This window comes from Thalassoroseus sp., from assembly GCF_984380535.1.
This window is the reverse complement of sequence record NZ_CFHRBF010000023.1, coordinates 13,437-34,929: the sequence shown is the minus strand read 5'-3', so window position 1 is coordinate 34,929 and position 21,493 is coordinate 13,437. Positions and strand designations below refer to the sequence as shown.

General features: G+C 55.0%; 16 protein-coding genes. 4 read left to right on the top strand and 12 right to left on the bottom strand.

All coding sequences use genetic code 11. The features are described 5' to 3' along the window. Nucleotides 1-273 precede the first annotated feature (273 nt). A complete protein-coding gene (locus tag AC5DDB_RS26370) occupies nt 274-699 on the top strand; it encodes a hypothetical protein (RefSeq protein WP_491742755.1) in 426 nt (141 codons plus the stop codon). A gap of 219 nt (nt 700-918) precedes the next feature. Here the strand turns inward: AC5DDB_RS26370 and AC5DDB_RS26365 are convergent, their stop codons facing one another. From AC5DDB_RS26365 to ilvD, 3 genes are all read right to left on the bottom strand, one after another. Beyond that, nucleotides 919-1,497, bottom strand: coding sequence for an REP-associated tyrosine transposase (locus AC5DDB_RS26365; RefSeq protein ID WP_491742754.1), 579 nt, complete (start codon nt 1,495-1,497; stop codon nt 919-921). A 377-nt stretch (nt 1,498-1,874) separates the two neighbouring features. Then, nucleotides 1,875-2,666: a hypothetical protein gene (locus AC5DDB_RS26360; protein ID WP_491742753.1), complete on the bottom strand. Its 792-nt coding sequence runs from the start codon at nt 2,664-2,666 to the stop codon at nt 1,875-1,877. 22 nt (nt 2,667-2,688) lie between these two features. Then, the gene (gene ilvD, locus AC5DDB_RS26355) at nt 2,689-4,389 is read right to left on the bottom strand and encodes a dihydroxy-acid dehydratase (protein WP_491742752.1); all 1,701 of its coding nucleotides are present in this window, start codon (nt 4,387-4,389) and stop codon (nt 2,689-2,691) included. Between the two features lie 443 nt (nt 4,390-4,832). Between ilvD and AC5DDB_RS26350 the strand changes: the two genes are divergently transcribed. Beyond that, the gene (locus AC5DDB_RS26350; protein WP_491742751.1) at nt 4,833-5,831 is read left to right on the top strand and encodes a hypothetical protein; all 999 of its coding nucleotides are present in this window, start codon (nt 4,833-4,835) and stop codon (nt 5,829-5,831) included. A 127-nt stretch (nt 5,832-5,958) separates the two neighbouring features. On the opposite strand, the gene eboE is transcribed toward AC5DDB_RS26350, so the two are convergent. From eboE to murD, 3 genes are all read right to left on the bottom strand, one after another. Then, entirely contained in the window at nt 5,959-7,125 is a 1,167-nt protein-coding gene (gene eboE / locus AC5DDB_RS26345; RefSeq protein ID WP_491742750.1) for a metabolite traffic protein EboE, read from the bottom strand. 255 nt (nt 7,126-7,380) lie between these two features. Further along, nucleotides 7,381-7,731 (bottom strand): hypothetical protein, encoded by a 351-nt coding sequence (locus AC5DDB_RS26340; RefSeq protein WP_491742749.1) that lies wholly within the window; start codon nt 7,729-7,731, stop codon nt 7,381-7,383. A 375-nt stretch (nt 7,732-8,106) separates the two neighbouring features. Beyond that, complete coding sequence (murD, locus tag AC5DDB_RS26335; protein ID WP_491742748.1) at nt 8,107-9,468, bottom strand: UDP-N-acetylmuramoyl-L-alanine--D-glutamate ligase; 1,362 nt, start codon at nt 9,466-9,468, stop codon at nt 8,107-8,109. 217 nt (nt 9,469-9,685) lie between these two features. Here murD and AC5DDB_RS26330 point away from each other — a divergent pair, with 217 nt between their 5' ends. Beyond that, nucleotides 9,686-11,995, top strand: coding sequence for a sodium:solute symporter family protein (locus AC5DDB_RS26330; protein ID WP_491742747.1), 2,310 nt, complete (start codon nt 9,686-9,688; stop codon nt 11,993-11,995). Nucleotides 11,996-12,110: 115 nt separating this feature from the next. Here the strand turns inward: AC5DDB_RS26330 and lpdA are convergent, their stop codons facing one another. The 4 genes from lpdA to AC5DDB_RS26310 form a co-directional block, all read right to left on the bottom strand. Further along, nucleotides 12,111-13,496 carry a dihydrolipoyl dehydrogenase gene (lpdA, locus tag AC5DDB_RS26325; protein WP_491742746.1) on the bottom strand — a complete coding sequence of 462 codons (1,386 nt, stop codon included), beginning with the start codon at nt 13,494-13,496 and terminating at the stop codon, nt 12,111-12,113. A 21-nt stretch (nt 13,497-13,517) separates the two neighbouring features. Then, nucleotides 13,518-14,303: a DUF4058 family protein gene (locus AC5DDB_RS26320; protein ID WP_491742745.1), complete on the bottom strand. Its 786-nt coding sequence runs from the start codon at nt 14,301-14,303 to the stop codon at nt 13,518-13,520. Nucleotides 14,304-14,324: 21 nt separating this feature from the next. Beyond that, nucleotides 14,325-15,569 carry a 2-oxoglutarate dehydrogenase complex dihydrolipoyllysine-residue succinyltransferase gene (odhB, locus tag AC5DDB_RS26315; protein ID WP_491742744.1) on the bottom strand — a complete coding sequence of 415 codons (1,245 nt, stop codon included), beginning with the start codon at nt 15,567-15,569 and terminating at the stop codon, nt 14,325-14,327. Nucleotides 15,570-15,655: 86 nt separating this feature from the next. After that, the gene (locus AC5DDB_RS26310; RefSeq protein ID WP_491742743.1) at nt 15,656-18,553 is read right to left on the bottom strand and encodes a 2-oxoglutarate dehydrogenase E1 component; all 2,898 of its coding nucleotides are present in this window, start codon (nt 18,551-18,553) and stop codon (nt 15,656-15,658) included. Nucleotides 18,554-19,213: 660 nt separating this feature from the next. Between AC5DDB_RS26310 and dapF the strand changes: the two genes are divergently transcribed. Continuing rightward, on the top strand, nt 19,214-20,206 hold the full coding sequence (dapF, locus tag AC5DDB_RS26305) for a diaminopimelate epimerase (protein WP_491742742.1): 993 nt from the start codon (nt 19,214-19,216) through the stop codon (nt 20,204-20,206). 46 nt (nt 20,207-20,252) lie between these two features. Here dapF and AC5DDB_RS26300 read toward each other — a convergent pair whose 3' ends face one another. Next, a complete protein-coding gene (locus tag AC5DDB_RS26300) occupies nt 20,253-21,116 on the bottom strand; it encodes a formyltetrahydrofolate deformylase (protein WP_491742741.1) in 864 nt (287 codons plus the stop codon). Nucleotides 21,117-21,208: 92 nt separating this feature from the next. Continuing rightward, nucleotides 21,209-21,379, bottom strand: a complete 171-nt coding sequence (locus AC5DDB_RS26295) for a hypothetical protein (protein WP_491742740.1) — start codon at nt 21,377-21,379, stop codon at nt 21,209-21,211. Between the last annotated feature and the right edge of the window lie 114 nt (nt 21,380-21,493).

Here is a 21,493-nt window from a genome sequence, read left to right as displayed (position 1 = left end):
TGGAATCAAACAGAAATTGATCATGTGCTTGGTCAAATTGCGTTGATTTCCAATTCTGCCGTTTCTGATTCTGGCGGTGACGAATCGACTTCAACATTTTTGTCTGAGTACTCGCCTTGACGGTTGCGTTTCTGACGTGGATTCGGTTGCTGCTCCTGTTTGAGGTTGGGTCAGTCAGATGGTGATTTCCAGCTGGGAATAGAGTGTCCACAGTGCTCAAATCGTTGACGGTCACACGGAAGCACAGAAAGCGTGTATTAACCCCACTTATCCATGACAGCAAGCTATTTGATACAAAAACTAGAAGTTGAGCCGCTGTCCGAGGGCGACCTTGAGGTGCTATTCGAGACGGTTGTTGAAAGTCTAGGATCAACGATTGGTCTCAAACTGGGCTTTGATGTTCAGGAAAACTCATCCGTTGGATTTGCAAGATGTATTGCCTACGAGCTTGAGCCGACAATGGGAAAAGCGGCCATTCAGGTCATGTCGTTCATCGGAATTTTTACTAATGCAGATTGCCCCATAATTGCCGATGTCCTCCTTTTCAGCCAAGGAAGTCGTCTTTGTCGTAGCGGTGCCCGTACTGGCGAATTCATGCGTTTCGTTGCCTCAAAGTCTGCCCCAACAACTTGGACATCGGAAGGTTGGCTGGGCGACGAACACGGACAGTACGAACAGTACCTTCGGCCCCTAGAGTGATGCTTCATCTCCACCATTTTCTCTAATGAAGGTGTTATGAACTGGGAGCATAACTTCCCTCTCTCAGGACACAGAAGGTAGAATATGCTGTACCCTAAACTGTCTACTACGATGAGAAGCGAATAAACTTCGAAATGGCAAAGATTCTTCTCGGGCTGGGTGGCACTGGCGACAGTTGTTTGTTGGGGTGCCACTGGCTTTGCCAGTGCCGTTGGGGGGTCAGTCGAGGAAGCTGGGTGGAGGGCCGTGGATCAACGGAAGATCGGGGGCTTGTTGTTTGGAGGGTTCACCCAGATAATAACGAGCCGACGACCATTTCCATGCGATAGCCCGTCGGCACAATCCTCGACGTGGGGGATTCTCGTGAATGTAGTCGATCGCATGTCGAATCGCCTCTTGTGAGAACAGATTGCGGTCGTAGCCGGCCCCCTCTTGCCAGAATCGAAAGCAGGTTTTTCCGGGTCGTTCTCGAACGGTCAATTGCTCGAGCAGTTCCGAGCCACTCTGAATTAAGATGTCCTTGATCGACTTTGAAAATGGCTGCTTGATCCGGGCGAGATACTTTCCGAATTCTGGTCTGTCATCAAGTGGAACGGTCAAGAGATGAACGTGTTCGGGCATGAACACGAATGCGACGAGTTCAAACCGGAACTGTTCATTGGCCGCATCCAAGTTCCGAGCCAGCTTCTGCCGCCAATCGTCGTTCGTCAGCAGCGGCTTTCGCCGAAAGGTGGAAAACGTAAATTCATGCCAATGCCCGGGTTCGTGGATATGTCGGATTGTCTTTCGATGGGGCATCGCCGACTCTCGATTGATGACCAGACAATTCCCATCGTCTCAAAGCACTGGCAAAGCCAGTGGCACCCTTAGATCTCAATTCGACAGTGCCGCCCTGCCGCTACAACTCCAGAAGAACTTTTGGGGTTAGTTGCAATGTGGGAAACTCGGGGCGACAACTGGAAAACAAAGGCAGACGAGCCAAGCATCTTTGATGAACTATATCCATCATCCATCACATATGATTTAGAGGGAAATGTCATTGAGATTGGTGATGAGGAAGTGGGAAACCTTAACATCTTAGGCTGGGACGAGTCCCAGCATTCACGAGAACTGAGCAGAGAAAGCTGGGTCATGACCCAGCCTACGTGACTACGTGACTCAAATTCAGCCGGTTTTTACGGGGTTTCTCGAAGAAGAGCACGTCGCAACTCATCTTGGGCTAGGTAGAACTCACACTCAATAAGCGCTGCAGAATGGGCAGTGGCACGCTGCAAACTGTCCAAGAAGTGTTGCTGCGTATCGTGTTCCAGCAACTGCATAGAAATGTAGAATTCGACTTGGCAGAGTTCCCGCTCTCGTAACACTGGTGCAGTCGAAGCCAGGCTGCGAAGAGAATCGGCATCGATCTGTTGTAATAACAGCCGTCCGATTGGGCCTGGCCAATTCCGACTCCGGCGGCTCTTCAGGAGCTTCTTCAATAGATGATTTGCGGACTTCTGGAGTGACACATTCCTCAGTCTTTTGCCAGCAAACCACAATAGAGATGCCGACTGCACACCGCCCGCCCCATCTGTGTACTGAATCTCCTTGCGTTCCAGCATATCGACGGCTTTCTTCCAGCACTTCACCGCATCTGTTTCATGGCCAGAGAGCCAATGGACGACTCCGAGACTTTTAAGGTTTGCGTCGGTTTGGGACTTGTCAATTTCTTCTGCCGATTCAAAATCTGCCAGCGCAAGATCCAGCTGACCCAGGTTCAGATGGGCGATGGCTCGATTCCGAAATGAAAAGGCGGTTCGCGTCTCAGTCAGTTGTTGTGTGTACGCGTCGACGGCGTCAGCAAAACGGCCTTCCTTAATCAGTTGCCACGGATCCATGAGATACCAGTAAGCGTGTAACACGTGTTTCTGGCGAATGATTCTGAAAACGATTCGCCAAGTGCCATGCTCACACACCACTATGAGCATGGCACTGAATTCTGACTGAGCGTTATTCGTCGGTCACGCAGCCTTCGCTGGCGCTTTTGACGTTTTTGATGTACTTGTAGAGTGTGCCGCGGGTGAATTTGTAGGGCGGGGCTTGCCAGTTGTCTTTGCGGGTTTGGAGTTCGGCGTCACTAAGATCGACGGTGATTTGGTTGGTCTCGGCGTCGATGGTGACGGTGTCGCCATTTTCCACCAAGGCAAGCGGTCCGCCTTCCTGGGCTTCCGGTGTAATGTGGCCGACGATAAACCCGTGACTGCCGCCGCTGAATCGGCCGTCGGTCAGCAACGCGACATCGTTGCCCAAACCAGCACCGACGATGGCCGAGGTTGGTGTGAGCATCTCCGGCATCCCGGGGCCGCCTTTTGGTCCTTCGTACCGAATGATAACGACGTCGCCCTTTTGAATTTCATTGTTGGCCAAGCCGGCGAGCATGTCTTCTTCGGAATCGTACACGCGGGCCGGTCCGCTGAATTGCAGACCTTCCTTGCCGGTGATTTTTGCAACCGCACCTTCAGGAGCCAGGTTGCCACGGAGAATCCGCAGGTGACCGGTTTTCTTGATCGGTCGGTCGACATCGTGCACGATATCTTGGCCGTCTTGTAAGCTCGGCACATCAGCCAAGTTCTCGGCGAGCGTTTTTCCGGTGACGGTTAGGCAATCGCCGTCGATCAAACCTTGTTCGAGCAAATACTTCAGTACCGCCGGTGTGCCTCCGATTGCGTGGAGGTCTTCCATCACGTATTTGCCACTCGGTTTCAGGTCGGCCAAATACGGGACGCGATCGCTCACAGCCTGGAAGTCATCAATCGTCAATGGGACATCAACGGAGCGAGCCATTGCGATCAGGTGCAATACCGCATTCGTGGACCCGCCCAGCGCCATGATGATGACCATCGCGTTTTCGAAGGCGGTGCGAGTCATAATGTCTCGCGGTTTGATGTCTTGTTCGAGCAGATGCCGGATCGCAGCGGCGGAACGACGACATTCATCGATTTTGGCGGGGTCTTCGGCGGGAATCGAGGAACTGTAAGGCAAACTCAGGCCGAGGGTTTCAATCGCGGACGCCATCGTATTGGCGGTGTACATCCCGCCACATGCGCCGGCTCCGGGACAAGAATTCTTGACGATTTCCTTGCGTTCTTCGTCGCTGATTGTCTTCGCGAGGTATTGCCCATAGGACTGAAACGCGGAAACGATATCGAGTTTGTCGTACTTTGCCGTACAACCGGCTTTGATCGTGCCGCCGTAGATCATCAACGCGGGACGATTCAGACGACCCATGGCCATCACACAGCCGGGCATGTTTTTGTCGCAACCGGGTAGGGTGATGAGGGCATCGTACCATTGGGCTCCCATAATGGTTTCGATGGAGTCGGCAATGAGGTCCCGCGACTGCAGCGAGTAACTCATGCCGTCGGTGCCCATCGAGATGCCGTCCGACACTCCCACGGTATTGAACCGCATGCCGACTAGGTCTTGGTCCCGCATGCCTTCTTTCACGGCCATTGCGAGATCGAGCAGGTGCATGTTGCAGGTGTTGCCTTCGTACCACACGCTGCCGATGCCGACCTGGGGCTTGTTCATGTCCTCTTCGGTCATACCCGTGCCATAGAGCATCGCTTGCGAAGCCCCTTGGGAGGGCGGCTGCGTGATGTTTCGGCTGTACTTGTTGAGTTGCTGGTCGGTGGTGGTGGGATTGGTCATTTCGAGAGCCTACTTGGTGCTTGCAAACGTTTTCTGCGTCGGCTGGGTCGCGACCCAACCCTGGATTTGTCGATGTGTTGGCAAGTTGCTGGGACTTGTCCGAGCAACAGTTAAATGTGATCTGCCGGTTGTTTGTGCTCAGTGTAATCATCCCGCAGGATGGAAACCACACTGGACGGGTTCGCGTTATTTTCTCTGTAATCCGCAAGGTTTGCCTGATCGTTGTGATTGGCACAATAGTCAACGGACGCACAATCGTCGTCTGAATGTCGTGCGTTGGGCCGTTCGTACCGAATCGAATGGTTCACGCGGACCGATTGTTCCGATCCTGATTCCGGAAACGCATTTTCAACCTGTGACGATTGAGCGTCTGAGATGGACCAACGGAGTGGCTTCGGTCCCAGGCTTCAGACGTGATTCGCCGGAATCAAGGAATATCACGGATGGTTTTTCCTCGTTTGAAAGCGAGACCGGCGTGGCTGCCATTGCTGGTTCTCGTCATGCTCAGCGGATGTAAAACGGGACAGAAGTTGAGTTTGTGCTCATTCAGCAAACCTGCCAAATCGTCTTGCACAACGACGTGCACGTCAAAACCCAAAGTCGAGAAATCGACTAGCTGCGCTCCCGTGGAAAAATGGGGAGGTTGTGGCTCGAAATCGAACGTCGTCTGTCAGAAGAAAGCCGCCTGTGGACCCAAAGTGACCTGCACGACGACCGCTTGCGTTCCGGCGAAGGTGGGCTGTACCTCGAAAACCTCGTGTGCAGCGACGTGCGTTCCTGTTACGAATTACGTGCGACCCCAAGTTCAGCCGAAGTCGCACACCGAAGTGATTCCGATGATTGTGCCGAAGACGGATCCCCATCAATCGAAACCAACCCCGGTTGCGGAACCGTTCCAGCCTGTCATTGAACAACCCAACAAACAAGCAAAGCCGAAGACACCGGCAGTGGCAGTTCCCAAAAAGCCCGAGGCGACCGAGAATTACGACGGTGCAGACGCGCCGCCGTTCCCGATGAACCCCGCAATCCCCCCAGTTCCGCCGCAACCCACCACAATGAGACTACAGGTTCCTGCCCGAACCGCTTCAAACACTTCTCCGTTCCGGCCGGTCATCATCCCCGGTGGCCAATCGATCGAAGTGCCCGTTGCGATTCCTGAACCAGTGGCAATCGACGACAGCAACCCGTTCGACGAACTTTCGCCAGCGACCATCAGCCAAACCCAACCGGTCGCCGCTCCGAAGAACAACCTGTCATCAGCATGGGCTGACGCCGTCGGTTTGGAAGATGATAGCCAAATTCGGGAAACGCCGATTCTTACAAAGTCCGTTCCCGATTTCCGTCGCGGCGAAAATCAACCGCAAATTGCCACTCCCGACGGTTGGCGGTCCGCCCCCGCTCGAGTCGTGGAAAACATCGAAGAGATTCCCGAACGGAACTAGACCAGAACTGGGATGAACAGAGACACGGCCCTACGAGCTATGGCTCGTGAAGATAGACGCCACCCAATCAAGTCTTTGACAACACCCTCGACGATCACGTCGGGGGTGTTTTTACTTATGGTGACGGCTATCGAATCTCGGCGAGTAGCCCTTCGGTGGCGTCGAGTTCCGCACTCAAACCGGCAACCAAGTCGGGCTGTTCACCCGGCAACACGTCCCAAGTGTAGGTTTCGACTTCCAAATCCGGTGCGTAGGAAAGACGATTCACCGCTGCCAACGCCGTCGGCAAAACGTGTCGCGTAGTCCCCAACGGACCGACACTTTCCGCATTGACCGGCACATGGTAATGGACTCGCCAGGCTTCCGCGTCAGCGAATTCACTCGGCGGCGACTGCACGAAATCAGCGTTCAAATCCACAACTTGCACGATCTCACTGTTCGGACGTCGACCCATCGTTTGATGCAAATACCGCGGCTCCACAAACCGCTCCAAAGCAGCAACCGCATCCGGATTTTCGCCAGGCTTCGGGATGTCAATCGCACAGGTGATATGGACTTTCACAATGCGGATATCATGCTCCGCAAGTTTCGCGATCGACGCTGCGATGTCTTCGAACTCAACCGCTTGATGACACACGTCGTAACACACCCCCAGATGCCGATTGACCAACTCCAACAGATTGCGATCCGCTGCGACCGTTCGTAGTTGTTCGAAGAACTCGACCGTTTCGTCTGTCGTCTCCAAAAGACAGAACGGTTCCGGCTCGATGGCCAACCGAATGAGCCGCCCGGTTTGTTCATGGAGATCGTTGAACGCTTTCGCCAGTTCGATCAACTGATTAACGGCAAGGTTCGGGAAGTCGTCTTTGTACTCGAATTCCTTAAAACCTAGTGGCACAGTCGAGATGCTGCCTTCCGCGTTCTCCGGCAGAATGGCGGAGAGCACATTCGCGCAGCCGACGGTGTAATCCAACCGCTCCGGCTGGGACCAGTCCGGCAAATACACATTCTCTTTGACCCGCTCGCTATGAAAGTTGCCATAGGGGAAGGCGTTGAGTGTATAGCACGACAACTTCCGCTCGCGTAGACCGTCGGCGAACTTTGGAATCGCATCGGGAGAGGTGTGCAGTTCGCGAATCACCGGTTCCGCCAACCATAACCCAGCGGCCAGCGGGCGGCCGATCTGCGTTTGCACAGGGAGTGTGAAGCGGTCTAACCCCGCCTCGACTTCGGCCACAGTCAAACCCGGATGAACGTTGGAACAATAACTCAGTGGTCGCGTGCTAAGTGTCATGGAATCGAAGTATCTATTTGCTGGAATTCACCTCTCCCGGCAGGAGAGGTCGAGCCACATGCTTGGGAGAAGGGCAAACCGGCTACGAGGGGTGAATGCGTTATCAAATGTCGGCATTCGGGGAACCCACTCCCGGACGCATCGCGTCCGACCTTCCACACGGAAAGGTGAGCACTAAGACCGACTATAATCCAGCGCACGAAAAAAGCCCACCGATTGGAATCGGTGGGCTTCGGAAGGTCACATCGAATTAGACTAGTAGGTTTTGCCGTTGTCGCCTTTAGGAGATTCGTTGGCGACTGGGCCGCAGCTGATGTCACATTCGTTGTTGTCGCAGTCGTCAGCATGATCGATGAACTGCGAACCAACCAATTGAGCTTTCAAGTTGCCGTTTTGCTTGTAGCTGGTGAAGCCGGTGTAGCAGTAGCTTTGATTCAAGTTGCCGATGGCTTCGCCGACATCGTTGAGTTCACCCACAACCGCGTGTTGAACTTCGCTCAGTCCGACGACCAAACCGATGACCAAAATCGTGGCGATCAGGATGAGTTCGGCGGAGACAATGAAACCAGCTTCGTCGTTCCAGAGAGTGTTGAGTGTGTTCGTCATCGTTGTGTCCTTCGCAATCTTGCTGTGAAAAAAGAGACTGTGTTTCAAGTGGAGTCTGGTGTCAGGTGTCTTTCGCAACCGACTTGTCTGACGAAATATGGTTAAAGCACGCGGTGTGCCAAAACCCTGAAACACGCTTGCGTTTTGCGGTCAGAAAGATTGACTGCCCGCTCGCGGTAGACACCGAAAACCACAATTTTCCCAGGAGAAACTGTACTTTTTTTGATTGCCAAAATGTTCAAATCAATTGACGAGACGTTCAATAAGCGAGGTGAGATGTCTGCTGCCGAACAATGTGGCGTTGCGAAAACACCACGCGTGTTGGCGTCGAACATCATTGCGTTGTGGAATCACCACATGAACCGCTGGGAACGGTCATTTGGGAAAGACGGCGTGCTCGGCGAGTTGGCGAAACTGTTCGCCACGGTCGGCGAAATCGCGGAACCAGTCGTAACTCGCGCACCCCGGCGAGAGCAGAATCACATCACCTGCAGAGGATTCCTGACACGCAAATGTGACGGCATCCGTCAGCGACGAACACACACGAACGGGAATCGTTGTTGTTGTTTGATCGAGCAGTGATTTCAATTGCGACGCTGTTTTTCCGATCAACGCAACCGCCTTGGCGTTCTTTGCCGCGACGTTCGCAAGTTCGGCGAGGTCACTGCCTTTGTCCGAACCGCCGAGGATCACCACGACCGGAGCATCAAATGCATTGAGGGCTGCTATCGCTGACTCCGGCGTAGTCGCGAGCGAATCGTTGTAGAATCGACGCCCCGCGGATTCGACGACGAACTCCAACCGATGTGGCAAACCACGAAAGTTTTTCAGTCCACGCCGGATCGCATCATCGGTCACGCCCTCGACACACCGTACCGCCGCAATCGCTGCCAACGCATTCGCGTGGTTGTGTTGACCGGGTAATCGAAGGGTTTCTAGCAAATCGTAGGGTCCGCTGTGCGGACCATCGCAACTAGGGGTATCGGTCCGCACAGCGGACCCTACGGGAGAAAACCCAACTCGTCTTCCATGCACCGGCCATGTTGTTACATCAGGATCGTCATCATTCAGCACCGCCCAATCGTCGGTCGATTGCCAACGCAGAATGGTTTGTTTCGCGGCTCGATAATCGTCGACCGTACCATGCCAATCGAGATGATTCGGAGTGAAATTCGTCACCACCGCAATCTCTGGTGAGACTTGCAGTCGGTTCAAATCATCAAGTTGAAAACTGCTGAGTTCGAGCACCGTCCAATCATTCGGCCCAATCGAATCGACTTCGTTAAGCAAACTGCGACCGATGTTCCCACCAAGTCGCACGGTGTGATCGGTCTCGGAAAGCATTGCGTGAATAAGTGCCGCCGTCGTCGATTTCCCATTGCTGCCGGTAACACCGATCACACGACCACGATGGTGCGACCAGAACAGATTCATCTCACTCGTTAACAACGCACCGGCGTTTTCAGCAGCCAGTAACAACGGATGATCCCGCCGCACCGCGGGATTGACGACCACGAAATCCGCCGACGTGAAATCCCGCTCGTCATGCTCACCCAACCGCCAACGTTCGATCGGCACATCCGCCAGTTGTCCGATCGATTCGGTGAGTTCCGCCTCCGACCGCAAATCGGTGACAGTGACTCTCGCGCCACGCTCACTCAAAAACCGTACCGCTGCTACTCCGCCACCAAAGCGTCCCAACCCCATCACCGTGACTCGCTGGTTTCGAAACTCCATCGCGGAATCATCGGCGTGAAGGGCAATCGTTGCAACTCCGATCCGCCACGGTTACGCTGACAATGCAAAAGCAAAACCCGATGCGTTTTCCAATTCTGTAGGGTGTGTGAAGCGAAGTAGGTCAGGCTGTGCCTGACGTTCTAGCGCGTCACCAACCAATTCGTCAGGCACAGCCTGACCTACGAGACGACAATTCAAACACCGAAGAGTAACAACAATGTTAGCGGCTGATCCGGTTTGGTTGGGGTTGGAGTTGGCGGATTGGATTGTGTTGGCCGCTTACTTTCTGGTGATTCTTGCGGTCGGCTTGTGGTCGGTGCGGAAGGTCAAGGATGTGGCCGACTTCTTCATGGGCGGGCGGCGGTTCGGGCCGGTGTTCATGATGTTCTTCGCCTTCGGTTCCGGCACCAGCAGCGACCAAGCCGTCGGTGTGATCGCGGGTACGTGGCGTGTGGGACTTGCCGGTATTTGGTGGCAGTTCCTGTGGTTATGGGCCACACCGTTTTACTGGATCGTCGCTCCGGTCATGCGACGTATGCGAGCACTCACGACGGCCGACTACTTCGAACACCGCTTCAGCAGCAGTACGGCGTTACTCTATTCAATCTATGGCATCATCATGGCGATCGTGTTCATCGCCAGTTACGTGTATGCGGCGGGCAAGATGGTCACCGCCCTCACTGGTGGGGAACTCGATCGCTTCTCGCAGCAGACCGATTGGCAAGTGCCCGAGATCAAGTGGGACAGCGAAAAAGGTTGGTTCGGTCGTGGTGTGTTGTTTCATATGTCGGACCCGGATGAACTCATTACCGACCTCGATGCCAAGCAAGTTCCGTCGCGTTTGACCAGCCAACTCGGTGGCATCAAGAAACTCTCCGACGACCTCCGCGTGCGAGTCGACAAAGATGGCCAGCAGTGGACGCTCATCGACGACACTCGCGACGTGAATTATCCGCTGCGATTCATCGCGGCTCCACTTACGGATGACAACACCGCCGAAGATGACGGCGAAGCGCGAGCCGAAGCGTATCTGCAAGTTCGCGGGTCCGGTTGGCGGATCGTCGAGGGCTATGAGTTCGCGATTTTGATCATGACGTTTCTGTTTGTCCTTTACGGCATGGCGGGCGGACTTGGGGCGGCGATCATCACGGACTTTATCCAAGGAATTCTGACGATTACGTTCTCGTTCCTGCTGTTGCCCTTCGTCTTTCAGAAGATCGGCGGGTTCGGTTCGCTACACTCGGAAGGCGAGCTTCGGCCGGGCATGTTCGATCTCATTGCAAGTCCGGAAGTGGCTGCAACCTTGGGGAAAGAACCGATCACACTGTTTTACGTCGTCATGCTGTCGATCACGGCTCTTGCCGGAATCGTGGTGCAACCGCATATCATGGGCGTGTGTGGAGCGGGAAAAACCGAGTTCGAAGGCCGGTTCGGCTTCACCTTCGGCAACTTTCTAAAACGAATCTGTACTGTTGCATGGACACTCACCGGGCTGGCGTGCGTGGTGTGGTATTTGGGATCTCACAGCCCGTTGCCACACGCCGACAAACCCGCCAACGAAGCCGCAGAGTTTGCGGAACTTTCGGAAGCTGAACAGAACCGAATCTTACAAGATCGCCAACTTCATGCGGACCTCACGTTGGCTGCTTCTCCGGAGTTGAAAGACCAACCGGAAGCTCGACGCAAAGAGATTCAAGAGATCGAAGCCGAGTTCGCCGACGGTTTGTTCGGGCGAGCTGCTTATGAAGTTCTCCCAACAATCGCACCGGGTTTGGTCGGGTTGTTGCTTGCGTCACTGCTCGCGGCGGTGATGAGTTCTGGTGACGCCCAAATGGTGGTTTCGAGTGGCTTGTTCACGGAGAACATTTACCGTCGATATTTGGCGAAGAATCGATCTGAGAGACATTACCTTTGGGTCGGTCGGTTCGCCGGTTTGATCATTGTGAGTACGGCGTTGGTTTTGCAGGCGTCGTTCCGAGATATCATCAACGCATTGCAAATCGTGATTAAAACACCCGCCGCGATCGGAATCAGTCTGTGGATCGGGATTATGTGGCGTGGTTGGACAGCAGCCGCGGTGTGGGTTTCGACGTTGGTCTCCGCATCAGCATGGGCGCTAGTCGCATTCCAACCGAACCTCGTCCACGGTTGGGGGCTGCCGGATACGATGTTCCGTTTCAACGCCGTCGGTCAACCGACCGCAATGACGGACGCTTGGCAAATGGTGTTCTATCTCTCGGCGGGCGTGTTGGCGGGGTTACTCACAAGTTTCGTCACCAAACGACCACCGCAGGAAAAGCTCGATCACTTCTTCCGTCTGCTACACACACCGGTCAAACCGAACGAAGAAGTGCCTGGCCCCTGTCAGTTGCCGGCAGACCCGTTACCCCCTAACGAAAAACTCCTCAACGTCGGTGATATAGAACTCCCCAAACCCACCGTGCTTGGATTGGGTGGATTCATCCTCGCCTGGATTCTCGCCGGTTTGCTCGTGTGGACGACGTCGCTGTTGGCCCGTGTGTTGTAACCGACCGAAATCGACTTCAGGGTGTCACAGTTCTATGAGCCGTGACACCCTGAGTGATTAAAATTAGCGGAAGCACGGCTCACAGAGCCGTGGCACACATCGTCTAAGATCGCTTTCAGAAGTGAATCGCCCGGCCATCGACGGCGAGCGCCGCTTCTTTGAGGGCTTCGGCGAGGGTGGGGTGTGCGTGACAGGAGCGGGCCAGGTCTTCGGCGCTGGCTCCGAATTCAATCGCGACGGCGGCTTCGGCGATCAGATCACCGGCTCGCGCTCCGATAATGTGCACGCCCAGGATGCGGTCGGTCTTGGCGTCGGCGAGGACTTTGATTTTGCCGTCCGTCTCGTCGATCGATCGAGCCCGACCATTCGCGATGAACGGGAACGAACCTTTGCGGTATTCGATTCCGGCTTCTTTGAGTTGTTCCTCGGTTTTGCCGACGGAAGCGATTTCAGGATGCGTGTAAACAACGCCTGGAATGGTATCGTAGTTCAAGTGGCCGTAGCCGGTCGCCATGTACTCGACACAGGCGATACCTTCTTCTTCGGCTTTATGAGCGAGCATCGGGCCGTCGATAACATCGCCGATGGCATAGACACCTTCGATCGACGTTTGGAAGTGTTCGCCCACCAGAATTCGGCCCCGATCGTCGAGTTTCACACCGACATCTTCCAAGCCAAGATTCTGCGTATTCGGTCGGCGACCGACAGCGACCAAAACGCGATCGCAAGTGATCGGGTCGGCCCCGTCAATTTCAACAGTGCACTTGTCGCCTTCGCACTTCACGCCGGTGACTCGGGTCCCGAGGTGGAATTCGAGTCCTTGTTTTATGAAGAGCTTATGTGCTTCGGTTGCGAGTTCGTTGTCCATTCCCGGCAGGATGCGGTCGAGATACTCCAAGACCGTGACCTTGGAACCCAACCGACGCCAAACGGCTCCCAGTTCCAAACCGATCACGCCGGCACCGATCACGACGAGATGCTCGGGAACTTCCGGATAGGAAAGTGCTTCGGTGCTGCTGCCGATGCGGTCGCCGTCGAACTCAACTCCGGGCAATGTCGAAGGCACGCTGCCGGTGGCGATTAGAATTTTCTTGCCCTGCAATTCTTCGGTGCCGTCCTTACTCTCGACGGAAACCGTATTGCGTCCGGTGAACTTCGCGTGTCCTTGGTAGTGGGCAATTTTGTTCTTCTTGAACAGCGATTTGACACCGCCGGTCAGTGTCTGCACGACCTTGTTTTTTCGCTTCATCATCTTGGCAAGGTCGAGCGTGACGTCTCCGCAGTTGATACCATGCTCATCGAGACCACCCGCGGCTTCCGCGTAGATTTCGCTCGATTCCAACAACGCCTTGCTGGGAATACAACCGACCCGCAAACAGGTCCCGCCGAGTGCCGGTTCTTTCTCGATACAGGCGACATTCATCCCGAGTTGCGCGGCTCGAATTGCCGCCACATAACCCCCCGGACCGGCTCCGATAACAATCAATTCATATTGTGACATCGTAGAATTTCTGCTCGTCGATTAGTCTGGTTCAGAAGGTGCTTGCGAATTCAAGATTTGACCAATCCATTGCTGAGCGTTCGGTGACAACTGCGGATGGACTGGCTGTTGGTAGTTCAAAATATAATCGTAACCGGCATTGTCGTAGGTAGCATTAAACACGGACTGTAAATCGAGCGGCGTAGATTCGTCCCGGTTGATTAGAGGGATTGGCACGATAGGCAATTGGTCCCGTAATGTCCAATGGAACAATTGCGCTCTCGGTCGTTCTTCTGTGCGGCTGACACACGCGAAGTAGTCTGCTTCCGGTAGCTGCTCGACAATCGGCAACCGTTCTCCGCCACGGAGCAGGTCGAATTCCACGAGGTGTGTTCCGGAGTTCAACAGTTGTTCGCGTTTTGTGATGTAGGAGTCTCGACCACTGCCGATCGCTTTGTTCGACGGTGACAGCAACTCGATGATGGTCACGATCTCCGTCGAATCCGAATCTCGAATGTAAACGTATGGTTGTTCAATTCGCTCGAGCTGTGGAAGCGTCACTATCAAAGGTTCGTTTGTATGAGCGGACTCGGTGAATGCCGTTTTGGACGTGGTTTCTCGGTCGCCGATCGAAACGTCCGGTACGATTCGTCCTTGGCGTTCTCCAAACTCGGTGGCCAAAAACACATGTTTTTCGACCGCCACGACATATCGAGGTCGCAATGCACGTAGAAGGGCATGGTGAATTTCCACAATCAAGAGTGTGTGGAAATTCGACCATTCATGCCCTTCAATGAAGGGATCCATACCGGGAAATGGTGATGGCATCTCGAACTCCGACGGTTTGGATTATACCTCCAGCAGCATTCGGGCGGGTTCTTCGATGGTGTCTTTGATGCGTTTGAGGAAGGTGACCGCTTCGCGACCGTCGACGATGCGGTGGTCGTATGTGAGGGCGAGGTACATCATCGGGCGGATGACAACTTGGCCATCGACTGCCACCGGACGTTCTTCAATGCGGTGCATACCAAGCACGCCACTTTGCGGCGGATTGATGATCGGCGTCGACAACAACGAACCGTACACGCCGCCATTGCTGATCGTGAAGGTACCGCCTTGGAGTTCTTTGAGTTCGATTTTGTTCGACTTGGCTCGTTCGGCGAAGTTGTTGATCGATTGCTCGATGTCAGCGAAGCTCATGCGTTCGGCATTGCGGAGGACCGGCACGACCAGCCCTTTGCCCCCACCGATTGCCACACCGATATCACAGTAGTTGTGATAGATGATCTGGTCGCCTTCGATTTGGGCGTTGAGTTGCGGAATCGCGTTGAGTGCGTCGACGGCGGCTTTCACGAAGAAGGACATGAACCCAAGTTTCATGCCGTACTTCTTTTGAAAGACGTCTTTGTACTCGTTCCGCATTTTCATGACCTTCGACATATCGACGTCGTTGAAGGTCGTGAGCAGAGCCGCGGTGCGTTGCGATTCGACGAGCCGATCGGCAATGCTGCGACGCATCGGCGTCATCCGGACCGCCTCTTTTTGTCGCGACGGATCGTAGGATTCGCTCGGCCCGGTCATCGAGTGCGTTGGTTCGGTCGCGGTGGACCGCTTCGGTTCACTGAGGTACCGCTGCACGTCTTCTTTGAGAATCCGTCCGCCAGGTCCGGTGGCTTGCACATTGCTGGCAGAGACTTGATTCTCCGCGAGCAATCGCTGGGCAGCGGGCATGACACGGGGTTCACCGTTCCCGCTGTCTTGCGGTGCGGGGGCGGAACTCGACGGGGCCGGTTCCTCCGGTTTCGACGATTTAGGCGAAGTTTCCGGCTTGGGTTGATCATCGCTCGCGGCTTCCGCGTTCTCGTTGATCGTGGCGATCACGTCGCCCACATTCGCAGAATCGCCGGGCTTCTTCAGGATACTTTCGATGACCCCCGCGGTCGGTGAGGGAACTTCGAAGGTGGCTTTGTCGCTTTCCAATTCGACGAGATTTTCGTCGACCTTCACCGCTTGCCCTTCGGATTTGAGCCACTCACCGATGAAGACTTCGGTGATCGATTCACCCACGTGCGGCACTTTGACTTCGACAGACATCGTTACTTATTCCGGCAAGTTGGTTGGGAAATACAGACTAAAGACGGGCTGCGATGCGGAACGCTTTCCGGACCACAGAGGTTAAATTATGGGGTGTTGGCCTCTCCGAAGGCCTCCCGGATCAGTTTGGCTTGTTCCCAACGGTGCGCGGCGTTGGACCCGGTAGCCGGACTGGCCGACGAAGGACGCGTGACGCCGTGGAACGGGAATCGACCGAACACGGTGTCACCAAGCTCAAATCGCAGATGACGCCAAGCACCCATGTTTTCCGGTTCGTCTTGAACCCAATACACGGGTGTTCCGTCCGGATAATCCGCGAGTGCTGCTTGGAGTTCGTTGGACGGGAAGGGGTAATACTGCTCGAGCCGAACAATCGCCACATCACGACGTTCTTCCTGTTGGCGGACGTCGGCCAACTCGAAATACAACTTCCCGGAACACAGCAGAATTCGTTGGATTTTGTCCGGGGCGTCGCAGGCTTGGTGCGTATCGGGCAAGATGCGTTGGAATTTGCCGGTCGTCAGTTCTTCAAGTTTCGACACGGCTTCCTTGTGTCGTAGCAAGCTTTTCGGCGTCATCACGATCAGCGGTTTTCGCCACTTTCGCACGACTTGTCGCCGCAGCAGGTGGAAGAGTTGAGCCGGTGTCGTCGGCTCGACAACTTGAATGTTGTCCTCGGCACACATCGTCAGGAACCGTTCCAGACGGGCGCTCGAGTGTTCCGGGCCTTGCCCTTCGAAACCATGCGGCAACAACAAGACCAAACCGCTCAGCCGTCGCCATTTATCTTCGGCACTCACGATGAATTGATCGATGATGACCTGTCCGGCGTTGACGAAGTCGCCGAATTGAGCTTCCCAGATGACCAGACCATCGGGGCAGTCCAGGCTGTAACCGTATTCATACCCCAGAACGCCGGCTTCGCTGAGCGGGCTGTTTACGATTTCGACAGGGGCTTGATCGTCGGCTAGGTGAGCCAACGGCATATAGGTTTCGCCGTTTTCGGCGTCGTGTAATACCGAGTGACGATGGCTGAACGTCCCGCGTTCGCAGTCCTGGCCGGTCATGCGGATCCGAACGCCTTCAGTAGCCAGAGTCGCGAATGCCAATGCTTCACCAGCGGCCCAATCGAGGACTTGCTTGCCCTCGGCCATTTTCCGCCGAATCTTCAAGGCCCGTTCGATCTTCGAATTCGGATGGAACCCTTCAGGAAACTCGGTCAGTTTGAGCAGCAGTTTTTTCACCGTCTCGGCGGGAACTCCCGTGTCTGGATCTTCGACATCGGCATCCAAGTCGCCAACGTATCCTTTCCAGACTCCACCACCGGTATCGAGACGATGAGCATAATCGTCGCTACGGGCGACTTCCAATTCCTTCGTCAGGAATTCGCGACGTTGTTCGACGATTTGCTCGGCTTCCTCCAGCGTCACGCCTTTGAGTTTGAGCAAGTGATCGCGGTAACTCTCACGAACCGGCCCACGTTTCGCGATTTGCTCGTACATCATCGGTTGTGTGTACGCTGGTTCGTCACCCTCGTTGTGACCGAGTCGCCGGAAGCACCACATATCAATGACGACATCGCGTTGGAATTGGCGACGGAAGTCCATCGCCACGCTGATGGCTTGGGCCACCGCTTCCGGGTCTTCACCGTTGACGTGCAGAATCGGGCTGTACAACATTTTCGCCACGCTGGTTGCGTAACGAGTCGAGCGACCTTGTTCCGGGCCCGTAGTGAAGCCGATCTGGTTATTGACGACGATATGAACCGTTCCACCCACGCGATAGGCGGGCAACTCGGACAGGTTCAATGTCTCTTGGACAACGCCTTCACCAGCAAATGCAGCATCACCGTGAATGAGCAGCACCATACCGCGACGTCGATCGGTGTCTTCCGCACGGTCTTGCTTGGCTCGCATCCGTCCTAACGCCACAGGGTTGACGAACTCCAAGTGGCTCGGGTTGAAACACAACGAAAGGTGAACCTTCCGTCCGGATTGCGTTTCCCAGTCGTTGCTGTAACCCAGGTGATATTTGACGTCCCCGCGACCGACATTCATCTGCGGGTCTTTGTCCTCGAACTCTCGGAAGATCTTCCGAGGATTCTTACCCATAATATTGGCAAGAACATTCAGTCGCCCACGGTGGGCCATCCCGAGAACAATTTCCTTGATGCCCTGTCCACCGGCTTTCTCGATGGCCAAATCGAGGAGGGGAATCAAACTTTCCGCACCTTCGAGCGAAAAGCTCTTGGCCCCCATAAATTTCTTTTGAATGAACTCTTCGAAAACGACAGCGTCGGTCAGCTTCGTGAGGATTCGCAGTTGCGTTTCCCGGCTGAGCGAAATGCGGTTTTCGTTGGCTTCCATGCGTTGTTGCAGCCAACCGCGGGCTTCGAGATCGTCGATGTGCATGTATTGCACGCCGATCGAACGACAATAAGTGTTGCGTAGACGATTGATCAGTCCGCGAAGCGTCTGCACTTCCGGGCCTTGCACGCCGGACGTGGAGAACTCGCGGTCCATGTCTTCTTCTTGGAAGCCGAACCATTCCGGTGTGAGTTCCGGCACGTCTGGCAGTGGTCGGCCGAGCGGGTCGATCTTGGCAATGATGTGCCCACGTACGCGGAAGTTCCGCACCAACTGGTTGACGCGGTCTTGCAGACGTTCGCCCAGTTGCAACGGCGAACTCCGATCGAGTGCCGCAAGTGGACGCAGTCCGGCTGGTTCTCTGATATCTCCTGCCGCTGCGGGAGGATTGAAGATCGTCCTCGGCGAGAACGTCGGTCCCAATTTCGCGGGCGATTCGGGAAACGCCGACGGCCCCGTTCCGTTCACGGCGAAATTCCAAGAACCAAAATACTTTCGCCAAGACTCCGAGACGGATTGCGGATCGGCGAGGAAATCTTGGTATTTTTGTTCGACGAAAACCAAACTTTGACTATTCAGCGGGAGTTCGTCGTTGGGCGGGTCGGTTGGGGCATGCATAAGAATCGGAGCAGCGTAGATTGGTGACTGGTTGAACGCGTTCAGTCAATGGTTGGGGTGAGGCCCGAATCAGTCGGTTATCAGAACGGCGGAGCACCTTCCGGAAATTCGGTGGTTGGCATTTCCGCCAATCGCGTGGGACGTTTGGCACAAAATGTCGACCAACCGCTTTGGTTGGGCACCCGAAAAGTGTGCGGGCCGCATTCGCATCCTAAAACAATTGTTGGTTTCGGATAACGTGTTTTGTCCCGTGGAAGGGTGACCTGAAACGAGGTTGCACTTCCACCGCAGACACAAATGACCGTCTGATGGTCCTAACGCTGGATTGTATCGTTTTGCCGCTTCGCTTTGCAGTCGCCAATCGTAGGTTTTCTGGGTAATTCTGGAAGTCAATTTCGAGTGGCCGACCACTCGCGAGGGAGGAAACACGGTTCTGTCTCCTCGAACTCCGTAAAATACAGGACTTTCGCATCCACTTTGAATTGGAGTCACCAAAATTCGTTCTGAGCAGGGACTTTCGATGATGAAGGTGTCTGACTTGGGGAAGTTGAAGAACCAACCCATCTCCCTGTCCGACAGAGTTCGTGAAGACCGGAATACGGTCTAGACGCGATCATCGGAGTTTGCGATAGTTGCCTGGGTGTCGAAGAACATTCTTCGATGGAAGTCACGCCTGAAAAATTGCCCGCCCCACCTCACTTGCGGGCCAAGTCGAGCATGACCAACACGTTGAGTCGACGGAACAAGGCGATCCGGAAGCCGTCTCACAATGCGTTGGCCACTCAAGGGAATGGAGTCCCGATGCGATTCGTCAAGATGCATGGTGCTGGAAACGATTACGTTTATCTCGATGGTTTTGAGTACTCTCTTCCCCAAAACCTCCCGGACTTCGCACGAAGAATTTCGGACCGCCACACTGGAGTCGGGGGAGACGGGTTGATTGTCGTCGAGCCCTCTTGGCAAGCCGACGCCCAAATGCGAATTTGGAACGCTGACGGAAGTCCGGCTGAAATGTGTGGCAACGGTCTGCGGTGCGTCGCCAAACTGTTGTATGACACCGGTCATGTTCGCAGTGACGAAATTCACATCGCCACCGATGCAGGCATTCGGGTCGCCTGGCCGGAAGTTCAGAACGGCGAGGTTGGTCGCGTGCGGGTTTCCATCGGCGAACCAAGTTTGACCGCCGACCATATTCCTACAGCCGACGACTTGGACACTCTGCGAGTTGATCCCCGAATCCATGCAGTCTCTGCAGTTTCGATGGGTAACCCACATTGTGTTGTCTTCACCGATTATCTCTCGGACGAGTTCGTCAGCGAGATCGGTCCGCAACTCGAAGAACACCCGCTGTTTCCTGAACGCACGAACGTGGAGTTTGCCCGCGTCCTTTCCCCCTCGGAAGTTCAAGTGCGAGTTTGGGAGCGAGGCGTCGGGGAAACGCAGGCGTGTGGGACCGGCGCGTGTGCCGTCGGTGTCGCGGGTGCACTGAGCGGAAACACGGAACGCCAAGTGCGTTGCCATCTGCCGGGAGGCTCGCTTGATATCGACTGGACGGAAGATGGTGAAGTCCATCTCACCGGGCCGGCAGCAGAAATCTTCCGCGGCGAATGGACGGAAGCCAGAGCGGGAGTACGGATCGCCCGTGCCGCCTAACTGGTAGCAACCGACGCACTTGAATGGCTCCCACGATGTGAGGCGGTTAGTCTCGCACACGGACCACGCGGTGGAAGTTCAATGTCACTTCGCGATCGATCACGCGTCGCAGACCCTCGACGAGGCATTGCGGTTCGTGATCGGTTTCCCCTTGCCGTTTGATTTGCTCTAACGGCGTGCCAGGGAACACCGTAAAGGTGCTTTGGTGGATGATCTGATTCCCGGCATCCAATTCCGGCACAATAAAGTGGACCGTCGCGCCATAAGTGAGCATGTTGTGCGAGAAGGCGTCTTCGTAGGGGCGAAAACCGGGGAAGGGCGGCAGTAAACCGTGATGCAGGTTGATGATGCGTCCACCGGCAAAACGCCAACACGTGCCCGGCGGCAACACCCGCATGTACCGTGCGAGGATCACGTAGTCCACATCGTATTCGTCGATGAGTTCCACCATGCGGTCGTTGTCGGGTTCGCCACGATCGTTGCCGATGTCGTGCCAGTCCACGCCAAACTGCTCAGCCAACCCGCGACACGCCGGTCGATTGCCGATCATGACGGCCGGTGTGGCTTTCAAGAGTCCATCGCGAATGGCCCGCAGAACGGCCAATGGTGGTTCGCTGCGGTACGTCGTGCAGATCGCCAATCGCGGCGGACCTTTCCGCTCCTCGCGTGACCACGTGCGGATCGACAACCCGGTTCTCTTGCCAATCGCTTGCATCGTTTCCCGCAATTCAGCGACCGATTGCTTTCCCGCCGGCCATTCAATGCGGAGCAGCATCGCGAACAGCTTTTCCACGCCATGATCGTACATCTGAATTTCGTGGATGTTCGCCCCGGCCCCGGTCACATGATGCACTAACGGGTCTGCCAACCCCGAATGATCCGGCCCGACTGCCGTCAGAATGACTTCCATTGTGTATTCCCTCAGCGACCGATTCCGGCTTGTTGCTACTTGGTAACCAAAAACCACCGACGAATCGGCCGATGGGCAATTGCAGCGGAAAGTTACATTATGTCTTGTGCAGAATCCAATGCATCGGCGAGTTCTTTATCATACATCTCAGTGTGATCAATGTAGTTCCTGGCGATTCGCTGTTCGGCTTCAGGCACGGTCAGCAATAATGCAATTCTCTGTCGTAAGTAAGTGGCCAGTACCTCATTGGTCAATTCAGTCACCGGTGTATTCCAGTCAAGTCGACAACGGTTGATGAGACCCGAGTCGAACTTTGAATCTACCCAAGGCCCCTCGATACTAGCCACGCTCAGTGGCCGTGAATTTGTCATCGGCTG